Source organism: Hugonella massiliensis (assembly GCA_001486445.1).
Classification (GTDB): Bacteria; Actinomycetota; Coriobacteriia; order Coriobacteriales; family Eggerthellaceae; genus Hugonella; species Hugonella massiliensis.
In genome coordinates, this window is the sequence record LN908986.1 from 870,133 (window position 1) to 887,675 (window position 17,543).

Below are 17,543 nucleotides of genomic sequence, written 5' to 3' on the forward strand. Positions count from 1 at the left end.
CCTGTACGGGCCTACCCTTCCTGCGAGGAGTCCGTCGGCCCCTCTGCGCCGGGATTGCTGGAGTCTGTCTTGGATGCCTCCTCGCTGGGTCACAGGCCCTGCAATGGGCAGCCGACGTGGCAGATGCGGGCGCCGATCGCGTTGGGGGACAGCGAGCGATCACGCTCACCGCCGACCCGTCCGTCGGTGACTACGGGTCCTCGGCCCAAGGCCGCATGCGACTCGATTCCGGTCGCACCGTTTCCGTGCGCGTCAACCTGCCCGAAGGGCTTACCGCCCACTGCTGGGATCGGATTCTCGTGACCGATGCGGCCCATCAACCTGCCGAAAAGGCCCGCGCCTTCTACGCGCAACGGGGGTGGGCGGGATCGGTATCACCTTCTACTGCAGAGATCGTGCACCCCGACGGCGTACGCGGCGCAATTGCCGATTTACGCCGTCTCACCGTGGAACGTTTCCTTGCCCCCGCCACGCCCGGAGCCTTCCTTCTTGCCGCCCTCGTCTGCGGAGACCGAACCGCGCTCTTTCAGGATACGGCCTACGACGATATCGTAACGGCGGGGCTGGCCCATATGGTGGCCGTTTCAGGCGCTCACCTCGCCATCGTGAGCGGCATCGTAGGAGTGCTCCTCATGCATGCGCATATACCTCGTATCGGCCGCAGTGCCTGCATGGTTGTGTTTATGATCGCCTACGCCCTGTTCGCCGGCTGCCCGGTGTCCGTCTTGAGGGCAACCGTTATGGCCGCTCTCGCCCTGTGCGCCGCCTTTGCCAAACGCAGGCGCAACACCCTTTCCGCCTTGGCCCTGTGCATCATCGTCTTTCTTTCGCTCGAACCCTGCTTGGCTCTCTCCGTGTCCTTTTCCCTCTCGTGCCTGTCGATGCTCGGCATTGCCTTGTTCTACCCGCTCGCGCAACAATGGATGGCGGCTCTGTGCAGAGGACATGCGAGCGGCCTTTCCGAGTCCCTCGCTCTCACCCTGGCGGCGAGCCTTCTCACCGTTCCCGTCAGCGCGCCCCTCTTCGCCCAGCTATCGGTCGTCGCCCCGTTGTCGAACCTCCTGGTGGCACCCGTGCTCGGAGCCGCGTGCGCGAGCGGATTCGCGGCGGCAATCCTTATGGCAATCCTCCCTGCGTCGGCACCTTTACTCTCATGGGTATGCTCGCTGCTGGGCGACGGCGCGCTCTCGGCGACGCATCTCCTTGCGGCCCTCCCGGGCGCCTCCGTGCCCGTCGACGTCGACCTCATCCCAGCGCTTGCGCTGGCTGCACTCGCATGCGTCGCCCTTTATGCGCTATGGCCTGCGCCCACCCTCGCAACCGGACTTGCGGGATGCCTTCCGCTCGCGTGCGCGATCGTCGTAGGCTACGCAGCAGGTCCTTTCCTACACGGCACCGAAATCGATATGCTCGATGTGGGCCAAGGGGATGCCTTCGTCCTTCGTTCGGGCCCTCGGGCGGTCCTCATCGACACAGGGACCAATGATGCCGACCTGCTCAAAGGCCTTGCCCGCCATGACGTGCACGCTCTCGATGCCGTGGTGATTACCCATGCTGACGACGACCACTGCGGCTCCTTGCCTGCGCTTCTGCGCACGATGCCGGTGGGAGCGGTGATCGTGGCACAAGACTTGCCGGATTGCACGGCCCAAAGCTGCGTCAAGCTCATGGCTCAACTGCAGGGTCAACCTATCCAACGCGTTGCGAAAGGGGATCGCGTGCGCTGGGGTCGATTCGAAGCAACGGTGGTTTCGCCCGCAGCCTACTGCGACGAAGGGGGCAATGCCGACAGCCTCGTACTGCTTGTAAGCATAGATTCCAACGCGGATGGCGACTACGAAGTGCGCGGCCTTTTTACCGGCGACGCCGAGGCGGAGGTCCTCGCACCGCTTGCGGATGAGGGCCCCATTCCGTCTATCGACATCCTCAAGGTTCCTCACCATGGCTCCAAGGCCGGTCTCACACCAGAACTGCTCAAAGACCTCTCACCGCGCATCGGCCTTATCAGCGTAGGGGAGGGCAATCGCTACGGCCATCCGAAACCCGAAACGCTCAACGCCCTCGAAGCATGCGGGGCCACCGTTGCCCGCACCGACCAAGAGGGAGACGTCGTATGCGAATTGAAAGCAGACCGCATCGTCCTCGCACCGAGTCGGGTACACTAACAGCATGACTTCTCGCCCCGCACATAGCCTGCTTCCCGCCTACTTGGTAACCGGCACCGATGAGCTTAAGCGCCAAACGGTCGTCAAGCGCCTGCGCGATCGCTTGTCCGCCGAAGGCGACCTGTCCATGAACATGGATACCTTCGCGGGAGACACCGCCGAGGGTGCCGACATCGTCGCGGCCTGCAACACGCTGCCCTTCTTGAGCGAGCATCGCCTCGTGCAGGTCGATGCTGCCGACAAGCTGAAGAAGGCAGACCAGGACCTGGTGATCGGCTACCTCGCCTCAGCCAACCCCTCAACGGTCCTCTGCCTGGTCACCACGGGTCTCGCGAAGAATACCCGCCTCTACAAAGCGGTCAAAAAACTGGGGGATGCGGCCATCGTCGAATGCGCGCCGCCCAAGCGTCGCGATCTTCCCGCCCTCGTGCGGTCTATGGCGATGGCGCATGGGGCCACGATCACCCCGTCGGGGGCGAACCTCTTGGTAGACCTGGTGGGGGAGAACACCGTCGAACTCGATGCCCAGCTCCAGAAACTGGCGCTCGCCCATCGGGGGGAAGACCCCATCACCGACAACGAGGTCGCATCGATGGTGGGACGCACGTCGGAAGCCAAGCCCTGGGAGTTCGTCGACGCTTTCTGCACGCGCAACATCAAGAAAGCCCTCGCGGTGGAATCCCATTTGGGCGATAAATCGGTCTTCGGCGTCTTCAGCATGACGGTCACGCGCATTCGCGAGCTGATGATCGTCCAAAGCCTCATCGAGCGCGGCTCCATCGGCCAGCTCCCCGAAATCCTCCATGTGCCTTCTTGGCGCGTGAAGAACCACGCTCGCTGGGCCCGCGCCTTCACCAAGCAGGAGCTCCATGAGGCCCTCAAATCCGCTCGCGACACCGAGCAGGCGATGAAAAGCGGCTCCGATCCCCACATCGCCTTCCAGCAGTGGTGGCTTTCCGTCCTTTCCGGTCGTCCTCTGCGCCGATAGCGACCAGCGTCAGAGCGGGCTGAATCAACGGGGCCAGACTTCACTGGCTCAGCCCGCCCTGTTTTATTAGGCTTCATCGTCTCCCCGTACAAGGGAACCGGAAGGCCGAACCCACAAAAAAGGGAGCCTTTCGGCTCCCTCCCAAAAGCTATCGAGCGAAAAACTACTCGGCGGCCTCTTCGGTTTCTTCAGCAGCTTCGGCAGCGGCCTTCTTCTTGGCGGCTTCAGCCTCAAGCGCCTGCTGCTTCTTGCGACGCTCGTCCTTGGCCTGTTCGGCTTCCTTCATCGCAGCTTGGCGAGCAGCCTTGGCGGCAGCTTTCTTCGTGCCGCCCTTGGCGACGGGCTGCTTCTTGGCCGGAGCCACATAGGCAGCGCGATCTTCGTCGGTAATTACGGTGTTGGCCAGCTTCATGACGCCGCTCTTGCGGTTGGCAGCCTGGTTCTTGTGGATAACGCCCTTGCTGGCAGCGCGGTCCATGAGCTTGCAGGCGTAGAGAGCGGTTTCGAGAGCCTTCTTGCCGTCATTGGCCGCCACGGCGTCCTTGACCGCACGCGTAGCGGTCTTCAGTTCGGAGCGGACCGCACGGTTGCGCATGCGGGCTTTCTCGTTTGTGATGATGCGTTTCTTCTGGCTCTTGATATTCGCCACTTGTTGTCCTCCATACGTAGAAAAAACAAATTTCTATCGAAAACTTGGAAATCGTAGCACAATCCCATTGGGTTTTGCAGCGCCTTGTCATTTAAAATGAACAGCCGATATACAAATTCCACGGCACTGCGCATGGTTAGCCACGGGGGACACGTGAAAATACCCCTCATTCCGCAGGCTATGGTACGTGAAGGAAGGATCGCTATGCAGGCTCGTCTCGGTCATTTCATCAATTTTGCACCTTCCTCTCGACGAATGTTCACCGGAGCCGCCGCGGTTGCGCTTGCGTTCGCCTGCGCTCTGTCTCTCTCCGGATGCCATAAGGGCGCCCAGCATCAGATCGTCGACCCCACCGAAAACTGCACCACCTGCCACGGCGAGAAGCAAACGTTTGACAACACGGCCCACAACGACGCCCTTCAGTCCAACGGCACCGTCCACGTCAAGGCGGACGCTACCCAGCTCATTGTGTGCAAACCGGTCTTCACGTCTTCCGACGGGTCGGCGTGGACGCCGATCCGCGACCATGTGGTGGCCGCTCCCAACGGCGAAGCCGACGTGACGCTTCCCGAAGGCGTATGGGCCATCTGCGTCGACAAGGGGGACTCCTCGACGGGCAAGATCGTCGTCGTAACCGCCGACGCTGCCGAGGGCGGGGAGATAACCCTTTAGCAGCAATCGTCCGCTCGGTGCGTGCACATCTAGCGCATCGTTTGTGCCCGCTTATGTTCGTTTTGTTGCAACCGTGCCTCTGAACGGGGCTTATGCCTTACGTTTGCGCAACGCTATTGAATTCGTGGGCCCTGATACCGTATTGTTCTCGCCATGAAGACTGCAGATCCCACACACATTCGCAATTTCAGCATCATCGCCCATATCGACCACGGCAAGTCGACCATTTCCGACCGCATCTTGGAAATGACCGGCACCGTGGCCGAACGCGATATGCAGGCCCAGCTGCTCGACTCGATGGACATCGAGCGGGAACGGGGCATCACGATCAAAAGCCAAGCCGTGCGCGTCGACTACACCGCCGACGACGGCGAGGTCTACCATTTCAACCTTATCGACACTCCGGGCCACGTCGACTTCACCTACGAGGTCTCGCGCAGCCTGGCTGCCTGCGAAGGCGCCGTGCTCGTTGTTGACGCCACTCAAGGCGTTGAAGCGCAAACGGTGGCCAACGCGATGATGGCGATGAACGCCAACCTCGAAATCATCCCGCTCATCAACAAGATCGACCTGCCCTCCGCCGAGCCCGAACGGGTGCGGGCGGAAATCGAGGACGCCCTTGCCATCCCCGCCGACGACGCGATTCTCGCGAGCGGCAAAACGGGCGCGGGCATCCACGACCTGCTCGAGGCGATTGTCTACAACATCCCCGCGCCCGTGGGCGACCCCCATGCCCCCTTGCGCGCCCTCATCTTCGATTCCTACTTCGACGCCTATCGGGGCGTGGTGGCTCTCGTGCGCATCGTCGATGGGGAAATGCACAAAGGCGAGCGCGTGCGCCTCATGGCCACCGGCCAAGAGCATCTCGTCGAAGAAGTGGGCGTGCGCCGCCCCAAGGAGATCCCCTGCGAATCGCTGACGGTAGGGGAGGTCGGCTACCTGGTAACGGGCTTGAAAGACCCGGCCCAGGTCAAAGTGGGCGACACGGTGACCACCGTGGAAGACGGCGTCGACGAGCCCCTGCCGGGCTACCGCGAGGCAAAGCCCATGGTCTACACCGGGCTCTACCCGATCGACTCCGACCAGTACCCCGACCTGCGCGACGCTCTCGACAAGCTCTCCCTGAACGACCCGGCCCTGCTCTACGAGCCCGAAACGAGCCATGCGCTCGGGTTCGGTTTCCGCGTGGGCTTTTTGGGCCTTCTCCATATGGAGGTCGTCAAGGAACGCCTCGAACGGGAATTCGGGCTCGACCTGCTCGCGACGGCGCCGAGCGTGGAATACCACGTATTCAAGACCAACGGAGAGACGGTCTCCCTCCACTCACCCCAGGACATGCCCGACCCCGGTGAAATCGAGCACATCGAAGAGCCCTACCTGAAGGCCAAGATCCTCATTCCGCCCGACTACGTCGGCGCGGTCATGGACCTTACCGTCGCCCGGCGCGGCACCTTCGTCACGATGAACTACCTGTCTCAGACCACCGTCGAGATGATATGGGAACTGCCGCTTTCCGAGCTTATCCTCGACTATTTCGACAAGCTCAAGAGCAACACGAAGGGCTACGCCTCGCTCGATTACGAATTCGACGGCTACAAGCCGAGCAAGCTCGTCAAACTCGACATCCTTCTTTCGGGAAAGCCCATCGACGCCCTGTCCTTCATCGTCCATAAGGACAAAGCCTACGACCGGGGCAAGGTGCTCTGCGAGAAGCTCAAGGAAATCATCCCGCGCCAGCTCTTCGAGGTGCCGATCCAAGCGGCGGTGGGCGGTCGCGTGCTTGCGCGCCAGACCGTGAAGGCCAAGCGCAAAGACGTGCTCGCCAAGTGCTACGGCGGCGACATAAGCCGCAAGCGGAAGCTCCTCGAAAAGCAGAAGCAGGGTAAGAAGCGCATGAAGAGCATCGGCAACGTTGAGGTACCCCAAGAAGCGTTCATGGCGATTTTGAAGGTGGACGAGTGATGGCCCGCAAGGAAGAGTACGACTGGCTCGACGATCCCTTTAACGACAAGAAGAACCCGCCAAAAAAAGGGATGAGCGGCGGAAGCAAGGCCGCCATCGGCATTGGGTGTGTAGTGGTCTTCATCGGATTGATCGTCCTGGCCGTCCTTGTGATCGCCGGCGCCGGGTCCCTGGCCGATACGCTCTAGCCTATGCTGACGAGAGAAACGTTTCCGCAGTTCGTAGCCGCACATCGAGTCATCATGGCGCCTATGGCAGGCGTCACCGACCCGATCATGCGCGAGCTCGCAGAAGACCAGGGTGCCGACCTCGCCTTCTGCGAGATGGTATCGGCTAAAGGCCTTTCCTATGCGAACGAACGCACCGAAGACCTGCTCGAGGTGGGGCCGCGCGAGCGCTTGGTGGGCGTGCAGCTCTTCGGGCACGACCCTGCCGTCATGGCCGACATGGCCCAGCGGGTCGTCGACCTTCTGGGCGACACCCTTGCCCTCATCGACATCAACATGGGCTGCCCCGCGCGCAAGATCCAAACCAAGGGAGACGGATCGGCCCTCATGAAGGACCCCGCTCTCGCGGCCCGCATCGTCGAGGCAACGTCGCAGGCCGTGTCCGTGCCCGTGACGGCCAAGATGCGCCGCGGCTTTTACGCAGACGAGGAGACCGCTCCCGAACTTGCCCGTCGGCTCGAGGACGCCGGCGCTTGGGCGGTCACCGTCCACGGCCGCACCGCCCAGCAGATGTACCGGGGGAAAGCCGATTGGTCCACGATCGCCCGCGTGAAGGAAGCGGTGGGCATTCCCGTTATCGGCAACGGAGACGTGGTCAACGGGACCTCGGCGCTCGCCATGATCGAGCAGACCGAATGCGACGCCGTCATGATCGCGCGTGCCGCCCAAGGCAATCCCTGGGTCTTCGCGGATGTCCAGGCCGCCCTTTCCGGTGCGCCTGCCCCGGCTGCGCCTTCTCCCATAGAACGCATCGAAACCGCTCGCAAGCATGCTCATATGCTCTCCGCCTGGGAGCCGCGCGCCCTCGTGCGCATGCGCAAGCAGGCAAGTTGGTATTGCAAAGGTCTCCCGGGCGCCTCGATTGCCCGCGGTGCCCTGAATCAATGCGTCACAATCGATGATTACGACCGCGTGTTCGACGCGATCGAAGACCATCTGCGCTCGGTCGGGCAGGAGGGCTAGAGACCATGTACGATCCCTACAAGGCCCTCTATATACACGTACCGTTTTGCAAGCAGCGGTGCGCCTACTGTGATTTTGCGACCCAAGCCGCAGCCTCGGACGACCCCGCTATCGAAGCCTACGCCGAAGGCATGGTCCTCGACATTCGACACGCCGCCAAACAGGGCTTCCTCGGGTCGATCGAAACCGTGTACCTGGGCGGCGGCACGCCCAGTTACCTCGGCTCGCGCGCCCTTACCCAAATCCTCTACACGCTGTCCCTTTCGATGCACCTCACCGACGAGGTCGAATGTTCGATGGAAGCCAATCCCGACAGCCTCGACGCGCGCATGGTCAAAGACGTCTGGGCGCTGGGCGTCAACCGTCTCTCGATCGGCGTCCAGTCCTTCGACGACGCCGTCCTCGAGATTCTTGGTCGCGTACATGATTCCAGAGCCGCCAAAGAGGCCATCGCGTGCGCGCATGAGCGGTTTGAAAACGTGAGCATCGACCTCATGTGCGGGATTCCTGGACAAAGCCAGGAATCATTCGCCTCGAGCGTGCGTACCGCTATCGACGCTGGCGTGACCCACGTCTCGATCTACCCGCTGGAAATCCACGACGGCACCCCCTTCGGGCGGGCGGTTGCCGCGGGCCGCATGCCGGCGATCGACGAGGACCTCGAGGCGACCTACATGGAAATCGCCGAAGAGATCCTCGGGGAGGCCGGCTTCCACCGTTACGAGGTTGCCAGCTATGCCCGCGACGGCTTCGAGTGCCGCCACAACATGGCCTATTGGACGGGGGTACCCTATTTGGGCCTCGGTCCATCGGCGGCGACGATGACCCAAAACGCGAGCCGCCGCATGCGCACGCAGGACGATCGCGTCACCGACGACCTCGACGCGCGCCAAATGCGGGTGGAAGACGTCATGATGGGCATGCGCATGGCGCGCGGCGTTTCAGACGAACGGGTCGCGTATGCCTGCGAGCTCGCCCCCGAACTGGCTCACGTCATGCAGGGACTGGCAGACCGGGGGCTGTGTACCCATGCAGACGGTCGTTGGCAACCCACCGAGCGGGGATGGCTCTGTGGCAACGACCTCTACGGCGCCATTTTCGACGTGGCGCCCTAAAGCCCCGCGCGATGCGGGTGGGGCCCGCGAGGCTTTAGGGCCCTTCAAAATGACAACCTGGTATCTTTTGCCTGCAGGTTTAGCAGCCCGTGAGCCGCACTGCTAGAATGCCTTGATGCACGAATGGGGCCTTGCGTCCCGTGGGAAAGAAAGGAGCGGACATGCTTTCAGACAGACGGCAGAAAGTGCTCGCCGCTCTGATCGAGGAGTACGTGCTTCGGGCGCTGCCGGTCGGGTCGCGCACGCTTGTGGAAAACTATCGCCTGGGCGTGAGCTCCGCCACCGTCCGCAACGAGCTTTCCGTGCTCGAAGACGACGGCTACATCACGCAACCGCATACGTCCGCTGGTCGCGTGCCCACCGATTCCGGCTACCGCGCATTCGTCGACCATCTGCTCGAAGGCGAGTTGGCGGGCGAAGAGCTCGACGACGACGCCAAGAAGGCGGTCGAAGACCTGCGCGAAAGCGCCACCGAGCTCGACGACCTCATGAACCGTACGGCTAAACAGCTCGCTCGGCTTACCGAATGCCTCACGATCGTCGTACCCCCCTCCACCCTCATGCTCGACATCAAGCAGGTCACCTTCGTGTCCATGACGGATACCCGCACCCTGATCGTCGTCGTCATGCAGGACGGCCAGGTCTTCAACCGCCAGGTCGAGTTCTCGCACCCCGTGGCCTGCGACGACCTCGCACGCGCCCAGCACACGGTCAACGCCCTGCTGTCGGGCAAAACGCCGGCTCATGTGGAAGCGAAGATCAAAGAGGGCAACGGGCGGTCTCTGTCCGACCCCCTTGTGCAGCTGCTCGTGGGAGAGGTGCTTGCCTGCCTCAAGGAGCACGGCGACGCCCACACGCGCAGCCTGGGGCTTTCGACGCTCGTGCGCCAACCCGAATTCCAAAGCCCCAACGCCCTCGTTCCCGTCCTCGACGTCTTGGAAAACGACACCGTGCTCCTCCAGATTCTCGAGCGGGACGTCAGCGAGGCGGATGCCCCGACCACCGTGCGCATCGGGAAGGAAAACGGGACCGACAAGCTTTCGGGCGTTTCGGTCGTCGCCGGTCGCTACGGACGCGGGGCAAGCGAAGGCGTCGTAGCCGTCATCGGCCCCACGCGCATGAATTACGCGCAGGTCATCAAGGCGGTCAAGGCCGCCCGCGAAGCGCTCAACGAATAACAAGGCTCGATCGCGCCCCCGAGCGAGGCGCAGGGAAGGTTTTCGGCATATGGCAAGGGATTTGTACGAGGTACTCGGCGTCGACAAGACGGCGACCGACGATGAGATCAAGAAGGCTTTCCGCCGCAAGGCGCGCAAGCTGCATCCCGACGTCAACAAAGCCCCCGACGCCGAAGACCAGTTCAAGGAGCTCAACGAAGCCTACGACGTCCTGAGCGACCCCAACAAGCGCGCCCAGTACGACCGCTTCGGCACCATTCCCGGCGCCGCCCAAGGGTCCCAGCCCTACGTCGACCTCGACGACATCTTCGGAGGCTTCGGCATGGGCGACCTCTTCAGCAGCTTCTTCGGCGGAAACGGGGGAGGCAGGGGACAGCGCGCCCGCCGCGAAGGCCGTGACATGGGCGTGGGTTTGCGCCTCACCCTCGAAGAAGTCGCCGCAGGCGTGAAGAAGGAAATCGTCTACGACCGCCTGGCTCCCTGCCCAGAATGCGAGGGATCGGGCTTGGCCGAAGGCGGCAAGGAAGTCGAATGCCCCACCTGCCATGGCCAAGGCCGCGTCGTTACCGTGCAGCGCACCTTTTTGGGCGATATGCAAACGGCGACGACCTGCCCCGAGTGCAAGGGGACGGGCCGTACGATCGACCATCCCTGCCCTGAATGCGAGGGCCAAGGCCGCGTCCCCGATCGTCAGCGCGTCACCGTCGAAGTGCCCGTGGGCATTCGCGACGGCCAGCAGCTGCGCTTGGGCGGGTTCGGCGAAGCGGGCCTGCGCGGCGCCGCTTCGGGCGATTTGATCGTCACCTGCCGCATCGTCCCCCACGAGTTCTTCCAACGCGACGGCGACAACCTCCACCAGCAGATCAAGATCTCGATCGTGCAGGCCTGCCTGGGTGCAAAAATCGAATGCGAAGGCATCTTCGAAGGCGAGAAGGTCACCGTCACGATTCCCGAAGGATGCCAGAACGACCAGGTGGTGCGCACGCGCGGGTTCGGCATGCCCAAGTTCAACGGCAATGGCGCCCGCGGCGACATGTTCACCCACGTGAGCGTCGTCGTCCCCAAAAAGCTCTCCAAGCGCGAACGCGAGCTGCTCACCAAACTCGCCGAAGAGATGGGCGAAGAGGTCACCGAACAGCGCACGCCCTTCCAGAAAATCAAAGACGCCTTCAACTAAGGAGCTCTATGAGCCTTCCCAGGTTCTTCCTGCCTGAACAGGTGCTCGCGCGCGAGACGGACGCCGTCTTCGCGCTTGCCCTGGCCGCCGACGACGTCAAGCATGCGCGGGTTCTGCGCTTTGCCGCAGGCGAGCATATCGCCGTCGTCGACGCCCAGTCAGACTACTTCGAATGCGAGATCGTCGACCCCGAGGCGATGAGCGTGCGCATCTGCGGCCATGCCGAAAAGCCACGGGAGCGGCCCTACGTCCGCCTCTTTCAGGGGCTTGCCAAAGGCGATAAGGTCGACGAGGTCTTTCGCCATGCCACCGAACTGGGCGTTGCCGAGTTCGTGCCGGTCGTCTGCGCCCGCAGCGTGGTCAAGCTCGACCCCAAACGCACGGCTAAACGCCTCGCCCGCTGGGAGGCAATCGTGAAGAGCGCCGCCATGCAGTCGGGCCAGCCCCGCATTCCCCACGTCCGGGAGCCCCAGAGCGTCTCCCGCGCCGCGCAGCTCTGCGCGCAAGACACCGCGACGCTCGTTTGCTGGGAAGAGGAGCGCTCCTGCGACCTGCGCGAGGCCCTTTCAGAGGCCCTCGCAGCATCCGCCTGCGCGCCCGCCTGCGCGCGGGTGTCCCTCGTGGTCGGGCCGGAAGGCGGCCTTTCCGAAGATGAGGTCACCCTCTTCAAGGATGCCGCTCCGCATGCCCGGTCGATCACCTTGGGATCGAGCATCCTGCGCACTGAGACGGCAGGCCTCGTCGCGCCGGCGCTCGCCCTCTACGAACTGGGGGAGCTGCGATGAGGTTTGCCCTCGTGAATCTGGGATGCAAGGTCAACCGCGTCGAATCGGATACGATCGTTGCCCAATTGGAGTCCCGCGGCCACACCCTGTCTGACGAGGGGGCTCGGGCGATCGTCGTTAACACCTGCACCGTAACCGGGGAAGCCGACAAGAAAGCCCGCAAGGCCGTCAGACGCGCGCTCAAGGACCATCCCGACGCGCGCGTCCTCGTCACCGGCTGCGCCGCCGCCCTCCACGCCGACGACTTCGAAGCCATAGACGATCGGGTCATCGTCTGCGGGAAGGCGGCCGTGGCCGACATCTGCGACGAGCTCGCGCCGGAGGGCGAGGGGGCGGCATGCCCCAATCCGGTGGTGCCCGTGCGCTTCGGGGAGGAATTCCCCACGCGCGCGGGACTCAAGATCCAGGACGGCTGCGACAACGCCTGCACCTACTGCATCGTCCATGTGGCGCGCGGCAAGGCGCGCTCGCTTCCGCTCTCCCAGGTCCTCGTCCAGGCGCGGGCGCTCGCCGATGCCGGCGCGCGCGAAATTGTCCTCACCGGAATCAACCTGGGCAGCTATCGTAGCGAGGGGGCCACCCTCGCCGGCGCCGCCCTCGCCGTGCGCGACGCCCTTCCCGGCGTGCGCGTCCGCATCTCGAGCGTCGAACCGCGCGATGTGACGCCCGAGCTTTCGCGCGCGCTCGCCACCTCCGATGGTTGGATCTGCCGCCATCTTCACCTGCCCCTGCAGGCGGGAAGCACCCGTGTCCTCGCCGACATGGACCGCCCCTACACGGCCAAGGAATACCAAGACATCGTTGACTCCCTCTATCGCGACGTCCCCGGCCTGTCGCTTTCCACCGATATCATCGTGGGATTTCCCGGCGAGACCGAACAGGACTTCCAGGACACCCTCGACATGGCCCGCGCCTGCCGTTTCAGCAAGATCCACGTCTTCCGCTACTCGAAGCGGGCCGGTACGCCCGCGGCGGCACGCCTCGACCAAATTCCCGCAGACGTGATCGCCGACCGAGCCCATCGTCTGTCCGCGCTTGCACGCGAGCTGCGCCAAGAGGCGGCGCGAAGCCGAGAGGGGAGCCTTGAGCGCGTGCTCGTCGAATCCGAGGGGCGCGGGACCTCTGAGTCCTATTTCCCCGTCGAGGTGAACGGTATCGCCCCGCGCGGTTCGCTCATCGACTTGCAGCTGAAGACATTTACGGAAGAAGGTGCATTCCGCCTATGACCGATTCCCAACAGCTTTCGATCACAGCGCCCGACGGCGTCGACATGGCCCTCGTGGTGGGCCCCCGCGACGCCAATCTGGAAGCCATCAGAAAAGCCTTCAACGCGCGCGTCACCGTACGCGGCAACGAGGTGAAAATCAAGGGCGACCCAATCGAAACCAAAGCCCTGGGGTCTTTGTTCGACGACCTGATGAAATCGGTCGAGCAGGGAAGAGTGCCCGACGTTGCGTACGTGACCCATGCGATCGAGCTCTTGCACACGGGCGCCTACGCACCCGCCGAACTGCGCAACGATGTCATCCTCGTGCATCGCGGAACAGCGGTGCGGCCTAAAACGGCGGGGCAGAAAGCCTATGTCGACGCCATCCGCTCGCACACGATCACCTTCGCCATCGGCCCGGCTGGCACCGGCAAGACCTACTTGGCCATGGCGCTTGCCCTTTCCGCCCTCAAACGCCGGGAGGTGGGCCGGATCGTGCTGTCCCGACCGGTGGTCGAAGCCGGCGAGAGCCTGGGCTTTCTTCCCGGGACCCTCGACGAGAAGGTCGATCCCTACATCCGCCCGCTCTACGACGCCCTGTTCGACATGAGCGACCGAGAATGGGCCCTGCAGATGATTGAGGACGGCACGGTCGAAATCGCCCCGCTCGCCTTCATGCGCGGCCGCACTTTGAGCGACAGCTTCGTCGTGCTCGACGAAGCGCAAAACGCCACGCACGAGCAGATGAAGATGTTCCTCACGCGTCTCGGGTTCGGGTCGAAAATGGTCGTCACCGGCGACGTCTCGCAAACCGACCTACCGCGCGGCCGGTCGGGCCTCGCCCAGGTGCACCAGGTACTCGACGGTATCGACGATATCGCCTTCTGCTCCTTCAACGGAACCGATGTGGTGCGACACTCCCTGGTCGCGGCCATCATTGCGGCCTACAATAGGGAAGAAGAACAGGCGTCGTCGAGAAGGAAGATCGATGGAGATAACCGTTAACCGCACCTGGCGGCCCGAGATGACCGAGGACCTGCCCGTCGAAGAGCTCGCCCAATTCGTGATCTCCCAGGAAGGCAAGCCCGCCAACACTGAAGTCTCCATCAGCTTTGTCGACGACGATGAAATGACCCGCCTCAACGAAGGCTATCGCCATCGTCAGGGCCCCACCGACGTGCTCAGCTTCGAGTGCGACAACCTCGACGACGATTTCGCGGCCGATGAGGGGGCCGACCAACCTTACGAACTCGGCGACATCGTCATCGCCGTCGACGTCTGCGAACGTCAAACCGCCCTCTACGGCACCACCTTCGCCGAAGAGCTCGAACTGCTCATCACCCACGGCTTGCTCCATCTGTGCGGCTACGACCATATCGAAGACGACGAAGCTGCCATCATGGAATCGCGTGAAGACGAGCTCCTCAAAGCCTGGCGGAGCCGAAAATGAAACCGGGCTCTTCAACCACCCCCTTTCTCAAATCCTTCCGCTACGCCCTCGCCGGTATCGCCGAATGCTATCGAGTCGGCCGCAACATCCGCGTGCAAACGGGAGCGGCCGTCCTGGTCATTGCACTCGGCTTCTTCTTTCACGTCTCGGCGGGGGAGTGGTGCGCCCTGCTCGTCTGCATCGGCCTGGTGCTCGGCGGGGAATGCATGAACACCGCTGTCGAGGATGCGGTCGATTTGGCCTGCCCCCGTATCGACCCGCTCGCCAAAGCCGCGAAAGACCTTGCGGCGGGCGCCGTGCTCGTCTTCAGCCTCGCTTCCCTTGCGGTAGGGCTCATCGTCTTCGTCCCCCATATTCTCACGCTGTTAGGTTGGTAATATATGGAAACCGCCCCCTTCCGTTCGGGCTTCGTAACCCTGCTCGGACGTCCGAACGCCGGTAAATCGACGCTCATCAACGCCGTTGTTGGCAAGAAAATCGCCATCACGAGCGACACGGCGCAGACCACCCGCCATCGCTTCCGAGCCGTGCATACCACGCCCGACTACCAGCTCGTGCTTGTGGACACCCCGGGCGTCCACAAGCCGCACGACGCCCTGGGCGACGCCCTCAACGAATCGGCCGCCCAGGCGCTCGACGGCATCGACGCGGTGGCCTTCCTCGTCGATGCGAGCAAACCCTACGGCCGCGGCGACGAGTGGGTCGCCAAGATGGTCCAGCAGACCAAGGCCGCCCATATCCTCGTGATCAGCAAGATCGACCTTGCAAACCGAGCGGCCATCGATCGTCAAATCGAAGCGGCATCGCAGGCGGGCTCATGGGATGCCGTCGTAGAGCTTTCCGCCAAAACGGGGGAAGGGGTGTCCACCTTCCTCGACACGGTCGCCGGCCTCCTCCCCGAAGGCCCCCAGTGGTTCCCGGCCGACATGGACACCGACCAGCCTACCGAAGTAATCGTTGCCGAATTCATCCGCGAGAAGATCTTGCGGTCCTTCCGTGAGGAAATACCCCATGCCATCGGCGTGATCTGCGACGAACTCGAGTACGACAAGAAAAAGGATCTCGAGCGCGTGTTCGCCACGATTTACGTTGAACGCGAAAGCCAGAAGGGGATGATCATCGGCAAGGGAGGTCGTGCCCTCAAGCGCGTGGGCACCGAAGCGCGTATCGATTTAGAGCAGTTGCTCGGCTGCCGCGTCTTCCTCGACCTGCATGTGAAAGTGCGCAAGAACTGGCGGCGCGATCTCACGCAAATCGAACGGTTCGGCTACGGCGAGGGCGCCTAAGGGACCGTGGGAAAGCAAACCTATACCTGTAAGGTTATCGTTCTTCGCAAGAAGCGCCTAAGGGAGAGCGACGTTATCCTCGACTGTCTCAAAGACGACGGGTCCCGGCTTGACCTGGTGGCGCGCGGCGCGCTCAAACCCACCAACCCCTTCGCGGCCCGCCTCGATCTGTTCGGGGTCTGCGAATGTGAGATAGCGCCCGGGCGGTCGCTCGATGTGGTGACGGAAGCACGGCTTCTCGGTGCCCACGAAGCCCTGCGCACCGATATCCAGCGAAGCGCGGCCGCCCTTCCCATGCTGGAAGCGCTCGATAGAACCGCCCAACACGACCTGCCCATCGCCCGCCTCTTCGACATGACGCGCGTCGCGCTCGACCATGCGGCAACCATAGAACCAAGCCGGGCTCCCGCCGTGACGGCCGCCTTTTTGCTCAAGCTTTCGGTTCTGCTGGGCTTTCGTCCGCAGCTCGACGAGTGCATCGAATGCGGGATGCCCCTCGACCACGATAAAGACTGGACGCGTATATCTTTTCTTGATGGGGGAGTCGTGTGCGCATGTTGCGCCATGCACTATGAAACAGTACGCGTCCAAACATCGACGATAGACTGGGCGCGCTTCCTTCTCATGTCCACCTTCGACGCCCTCGCCGCGAGCGGCATCGAAACGACCACTGCCTTCGACGTCCTCGATTTCGCCCGCCGGTGGCTTGCGGCGAATGCGGGCGTGCGCCTGAAATCAGCCGACTTCCTTTTCTCGTGCGGTCTGTTCTAGCAGTCGGTACCCACGCGGCGCCCGTTCGCCCCGACTGCTCGTGGGCCCCTATTGAGCCGCGCGCGCGGCGCGCAAGGCCTTGACCATCTGGTCGGTGCAACTGGTGGGGCGCGGTCCGCAGGTGTTCCCCTCGAGAAGGGCGGCCACCTCTTCGACCGATTTGCCCTGCACGAGTTTGCCTATGGCCTTCAGGTTGCCATTGCAGCCGCCGACGAAATCAACGTGTTCGATGATGTCGCCGTCGAGCTCTACATTGATTTGCCGACTGCACACCCCGCGCGGGGTGTACGAAAACCGAGTTCCCATGCGCGCTCCTCTCTGCCAATGCGTACGGAGGTGCAGTATACCCGACCGAAAACCGCCCGTACCCGGCCTGCGCTCCATTTGTGTTCAGGTGGTAGATTCGCCCAGACCAGCCGCAGCCGGGGCCGGAGCTTCACGTATACTCTGCAAAGCTGCAAAGGGCAGCGTACTTCCCACTTGGCGCGCACGCACCACCGCATGTGCTCTCAGTCGGAAGCGAATGCAACGTGCCGGATTTACACACCGGCAGGAAAGGTGGAAGCATGGCTGACAAGCTGAGCATTTCCAAAGAGCGCGTAGCCGAGCTCCTCAAGGAATACGGCAAGAACGAGCAGGACTCGGGTTCCGCCGAGGTTCAGGTTGCAATTCTCACCGAGCGCATCAAGAACCTTACCGAGCACCTCAAGGTCCACAAGAAGGACAACCATTCTCGTCGTGGCCTCATGATGCTCATCGGTAAGCGCCGCGGCCTGCTCAAGTACATCAAGAACCGCGACATCGAAGAGTATCGCGCGCTCATCAAGAAACTTGGCATCCGCGACAACGTGTAGCAGCGAAACGCCCGCATCTGCGGGCGTTTGCTTTGTCCGGTCGGTTCGGTTGCCGGCTGGGTAAGAAGCGGTCGGACGCGCAGGGCGCGTCTGC

The 17,543-nt window shown here is 63.0% G+C and carries 19 protein-coding genes; 17 read left to right on the forward strand and 2 right to left on the reverse strand.

Going from position 1 to position 17,543, the window contains the following annotated elements; all coding sequences use genetic code 11:
- The first annotated feature begins 116 nt into the window (after positions 1-116).
- Complete coding sequence (locus BN3270_RS06330) at positions 117-2,165, forward strand: DNA internalization-related competence protein ComEC/Rec2 (RefSeq protein WP_058986298.1); 2,049 nt, start codon at positions 117-119, stop codon at positions 2,163-2,165.
- A gap of 4 nt (positions 2,166-2,169) precedes the next feature.
- Positions 2,170-3,153 carry a DNA polymerase III subunit delta gene (gene holA, locus BN3270_RS06335; protein ID WP_058986299.1) on the forward strand — a complete coding sequence of 328 codons (984 nt, stop codon included), beginning with the start codon at positions 2,170-2,172 and terminating at the stop codon, positions 3,151-3,153.
- Between the two features lie 163 nt (positions 3,154-3,316).
- Here holA and rpsT read toward each other — a convergent pair whose 3' ends face one another.
- Positions 3,317-3,802: a 30S ribosomal protein S20 gene (gene rpsT, locus BN3270_RS06340; protein WP_058986300.1), complete on the reverse strand. Its 486-nt coding sequence runs from the start codon at positions 3,800-3,802 to the stop codon at positions 3,317-3,319.
- A gap of 204 nt (positions 3,803-4,006) precedes the next feature.
- Here rpsT and BN3270_RS06345 point away from each other — a divergent pair, with 204 nt between their 5' ends.
- The 14 genes from BN3270_RS06345 (at position 4,007) to recO (ending at position 16,595) form a co-directional block, all read left to right on the forward strand.
- Complete coding sequence (locus BN3270_RS06345; protein ID WP_058986301.1) at positions 4,007-4,474, forward strand: hypothetical protein; 468 nt, start codon at positions 4,007-4,009, stop codon at positions 4,472-4,474.
- Between the two features lie 153 nt (positions 4,475-4,627).
- A complete protein-coding gene (lepA, locus tag BN3270_RS06350; protein ID WP_058986302.1) occupies positions 4,628-6,436 on the forward strand; it encodes a translation elongation factor 4 in 1,809 nt (602 codons plus the stop codon).
- Positions 6,436-6,624 carry a hypothetical protein gene (locus BN3270_RS06355; protein WP_058986303.1) on the forward strand — a complete coding sequence of 63 codons (189 nt, stop codon included), beginning with the start codon at positions 6,436-6,438 and terminating at the stop codon, positions 6,622-6,624. The genes lepA and BN3270_RS06355 overlap by 1 nt, the downstream gene beginning before the upstream one ends.
- Before the next feature lie 54 nt (positions 6,625-6,678).
- A complete protein-coding gene (gene dusB / locus BN3270_RS06360) occupies positions 6,679-7,626 on the forward strand; it encodes a tRNA dihydrouridine synthase DusB (RefSeq protein WP_271711943.1) in 948 nt (315 codons plus the stop codon).
- A 5-nt stretch (positions 7,627-7,631) separates the two neighbouring features.
- Positions 7,632-8,741 (forward strand): radical SAM family heme chaperone HemW, encoded by a 1,110-nt coding sequence (gene hemW / locus BN3270_RS06365; protein ID WP_058986305.1) that lies wholly within the window; start codon positions 7,632-7,634, stop codon positions 8,739-8,741.
- Positions 8,742-8,902: 161 nt separating this feature from the next.
- Positions 8,903-9,919 carry a heat-inducible transcriptional repressor HrcA gene (hrcA, locus tag BN3270_RS06370; RefSeq protein WP_058986306.1) on the forward strand — a complete coding sequence of 339 codons (1,017 nt, stop codon included), beginning with the start codon at positions 8,903-8,905 and terminating at the stop codon, positions 9,917-9,919.
- Positions 9,920-9,968: 49 nt separating this feature from the next.
- Complete coding sequence (gene dnaJ / locus BN3270_RS06375; protein ID WP_058986307.1) at positions 9,969-11,096, forward strand: molecular chaperone DnaJ; 1,128 nt, start codon at positions 9,969-9,971, stop codon at positions 11,094-11,096.
- Between the two features lie 8 nt (positions 11,097-11,104).
- Complete coding sequence (locus tag BN3270_RS06380) at positions 11,105-11,881, forward strand: RsmE family RNA methyltransferase (protein WP_058986308.1); 777 nt, start codon at positions 11,105-11,107, stop codon at positions 11,879-11,881.
- Positions 11,878-13,107, forward strand: a complete 1,230-nt coding sequence (mtaB, locus tag BN3270_RS06385) for a tRNA (N(6)-L-threonylcarbamoyladenosine(37)-C(2))-methylthiotransferase MtaB (protein ID WP_058986309.1) — start codon at positions 11,878-11,880, stop codon at positions 13,105-13,107. Before BN3270_RS06380 ends, mtaB begins: the two co-directional genes overlap by 4 nt.
- A complete protein-coding gene (locus BN3270_RS06390) occupies positions 13,104-14,093 on the forward strand; it encodes a PhoH family protein (protein WP_058986310.1) in 990 nt (329 codons plus the stop codon). The genes mtaB and BN3270_RS06390 overlap by 4 nt, the downstream gene beginning before the upstream one ends.
- Positions 14,077-14,538: an rRNA maturation RNase YbeY gene (ybeY, locus tag BN3270_RS06395; RefSeq protein ID WP_058986311.1), complete on the forward strand. Its 462-nt coding sequence runs from the start codon at positions 14,077-14,079 to the stop codon at positions 14,536-14,538. Before BN3270_RS06390 ends, ybeY begins: the two co-directional genes overlap by 17 nt.
- Complete coding sequence (locus BN3270_RS06400; RefSeq protein WP_058986312.1) at positions 14,535-14,915, forward strand: diacylglycerol kinase family protein; 381 nt, start codon at positions 14,535-14,537, stop codon at positions 14,913-14,915. The genes ybeY and BN3270_RS06400 overlap by 4 nt, the downstream gene beginning before the upstream one ends.
- Before the next feature lie 3 nt (positions 14,916-14,918).
- Positions 14,919-15,824 (forward strand): GTPase Era, encoded by a 906-nt coding sequence (gene era, locus BN3270_RS06405; RefSeq protein ID WP_058986313.1) that lies wholly within the window; start codon positions 14,919-14,921, stop codon positions 15,822-15,824.
- 6 nt (positions 15,825-15,830) lie between these two features.
- The gene (recO, locus tag BN3270_RS06410) at positions 15,831-16,595 is read left to right on the forward strand and encodes a DNA repair protein RecO (RefSeq protein ID WP_058986314.1); all 765 of its coding nucleotides are present in this window, start codon (positions 15,831-15,833) and stop codon (positions 16,593-16,595) included.
- Between the two features lie 48 nt (positions 16,596-16,643).
- Here recO and BN3270_RS06415 read toward each other — a convergent pair whose 3' ends face one another.
- Positions 16,644-16,901, reverse strand: a complete 258-nt coding sequence (locus BN3270_RS06415; RefSeq protein ID WP_058986315.1) for a TIGR03905 family TSCPD domain-containing protein — start codon at positions 16,899-16,901, stop codon at positions 16,644-16,646.
- 260 nt (positions 16,902-17,161) lie between these two features.
- On the opposite strand from BN3270_RS06415, the gene rpsO reads away from it, so the two are divergent.
- The gene (rpsO, locus tag BN3270_RS06420) at positions 17,162-17,449 is read left to right on the forward strand and encodes a 30S ribosomal protein S15 (protein ID WP_082673401.1); all 288 of its coding nucleotides are present in this window, start codon (positions 17,162-17,164) and stop codon (positions 17,447-17,449) included.
- Positions 17,450-17,543: the final 94 nt, after the last annotated feature.

Coding starts and splice junctions, on each gene's coding strand:
- holA (WP_058986299.1), top strand. CDS start 2,170: ATGACTTCTCGCCCCGCACATAGCCTGCTTCCCGCCTACTTGGTAACC.
- BN3270_RS06345 (WP_058986301.1), top strand. CDS start 4,007: ATGCAGGCTCGTCTCGGTCATTTCATCAATTTTGCACCTTCCTCTCGA.
- lepA (WP_058986302.1), top strand. CDS start 4,628: ATGAAGACTGCAGATCCCACACACATTCGCAATTTCAGCATCATCGCC.
- BN3270_RS06355 (WP_058986303.1), top strand. CDS start 6,436: ATGGCCCGCAAGGAAGAGTACGACTGGCTCGACGATCCCTTTAACGAC.
- dusB (WP_271711943.1), top strand. CDS start 6,679: ATGGCGCCTATGGCAGGCGTCACCGACCCGATCATGCGCGAGCTCGCA.
- hemW (WP_058986305.1), top strand. CDS start 7,632: ATGTACGATCCCTACAAGGCCCTCTATATACACGTACCGTTTTGCAAG.
- hrcA (WP_058986306.1), top strand. CDS start 8,903: ATGCTTTCAGACAGACGGCAGAAAGTGCTCGCCGCTCTGATCGAGGAG.
- dnaJ (WP_058986307.1), top strand. CDS start 9,969: ATGGCAAGGGATTTGTACGAGGTACTCGGCGTCGACAAGACGGCGACC.
- BN3270_RS06380 (WP_058986308.1), top strand. CDS start 11,105: ATGAGCCTTCCCAGGTTCTTCCTGCCTGAACAGGTGCTCGCGCGCGAG.
- mtaB (WP_058986309.1), top strand. CDS start 11,878: ATGAGGTTTGCCCTCGTGAATCTGGGATGCAAGGTCAACCGCGTCGAA.
- BN3270_RS06390 (WP_058986310.1), top strand. CDS start 13,104: ATGACCGATTCCCAACAGCTTTCGATCACAGCGCCCGACGGCGTCGAC.
- ybeY (WP_058986311.1), top strand. CDS start 14,077: ATGGAGATAACCGTTAACCGCACCTGGCGGCCCGAGATGACCGAGGAC.
- BN3270_RS06400 (WP_058986312.1), top strand. CDS start 14,535: ATGAAACCGGGCTCTTCAACCACCCCCTTTCTCAAATCCTTCCGCTAC.
- era (WP_058986313.1), top strand. CDS start 14,919: ATGGAAACCGCCCCCTTCCGTTCGGGCTTCGTAACCCTGCTCGGACGT.
- BN3270_RS06415 (WP_058986315.1), bottom strand. CDS start 16,901: ATGGGAACTCGGTTTTCGTACACCCCGCGCGGGGTGTGCAGTCGGCAA.
- rpsO (WP_082673401.1), top strand. CDS start 17,162: ATGGCTGACAAGCTGAGCATTTCCAAAGAGCGCGTAGCCGAGCTCCTC.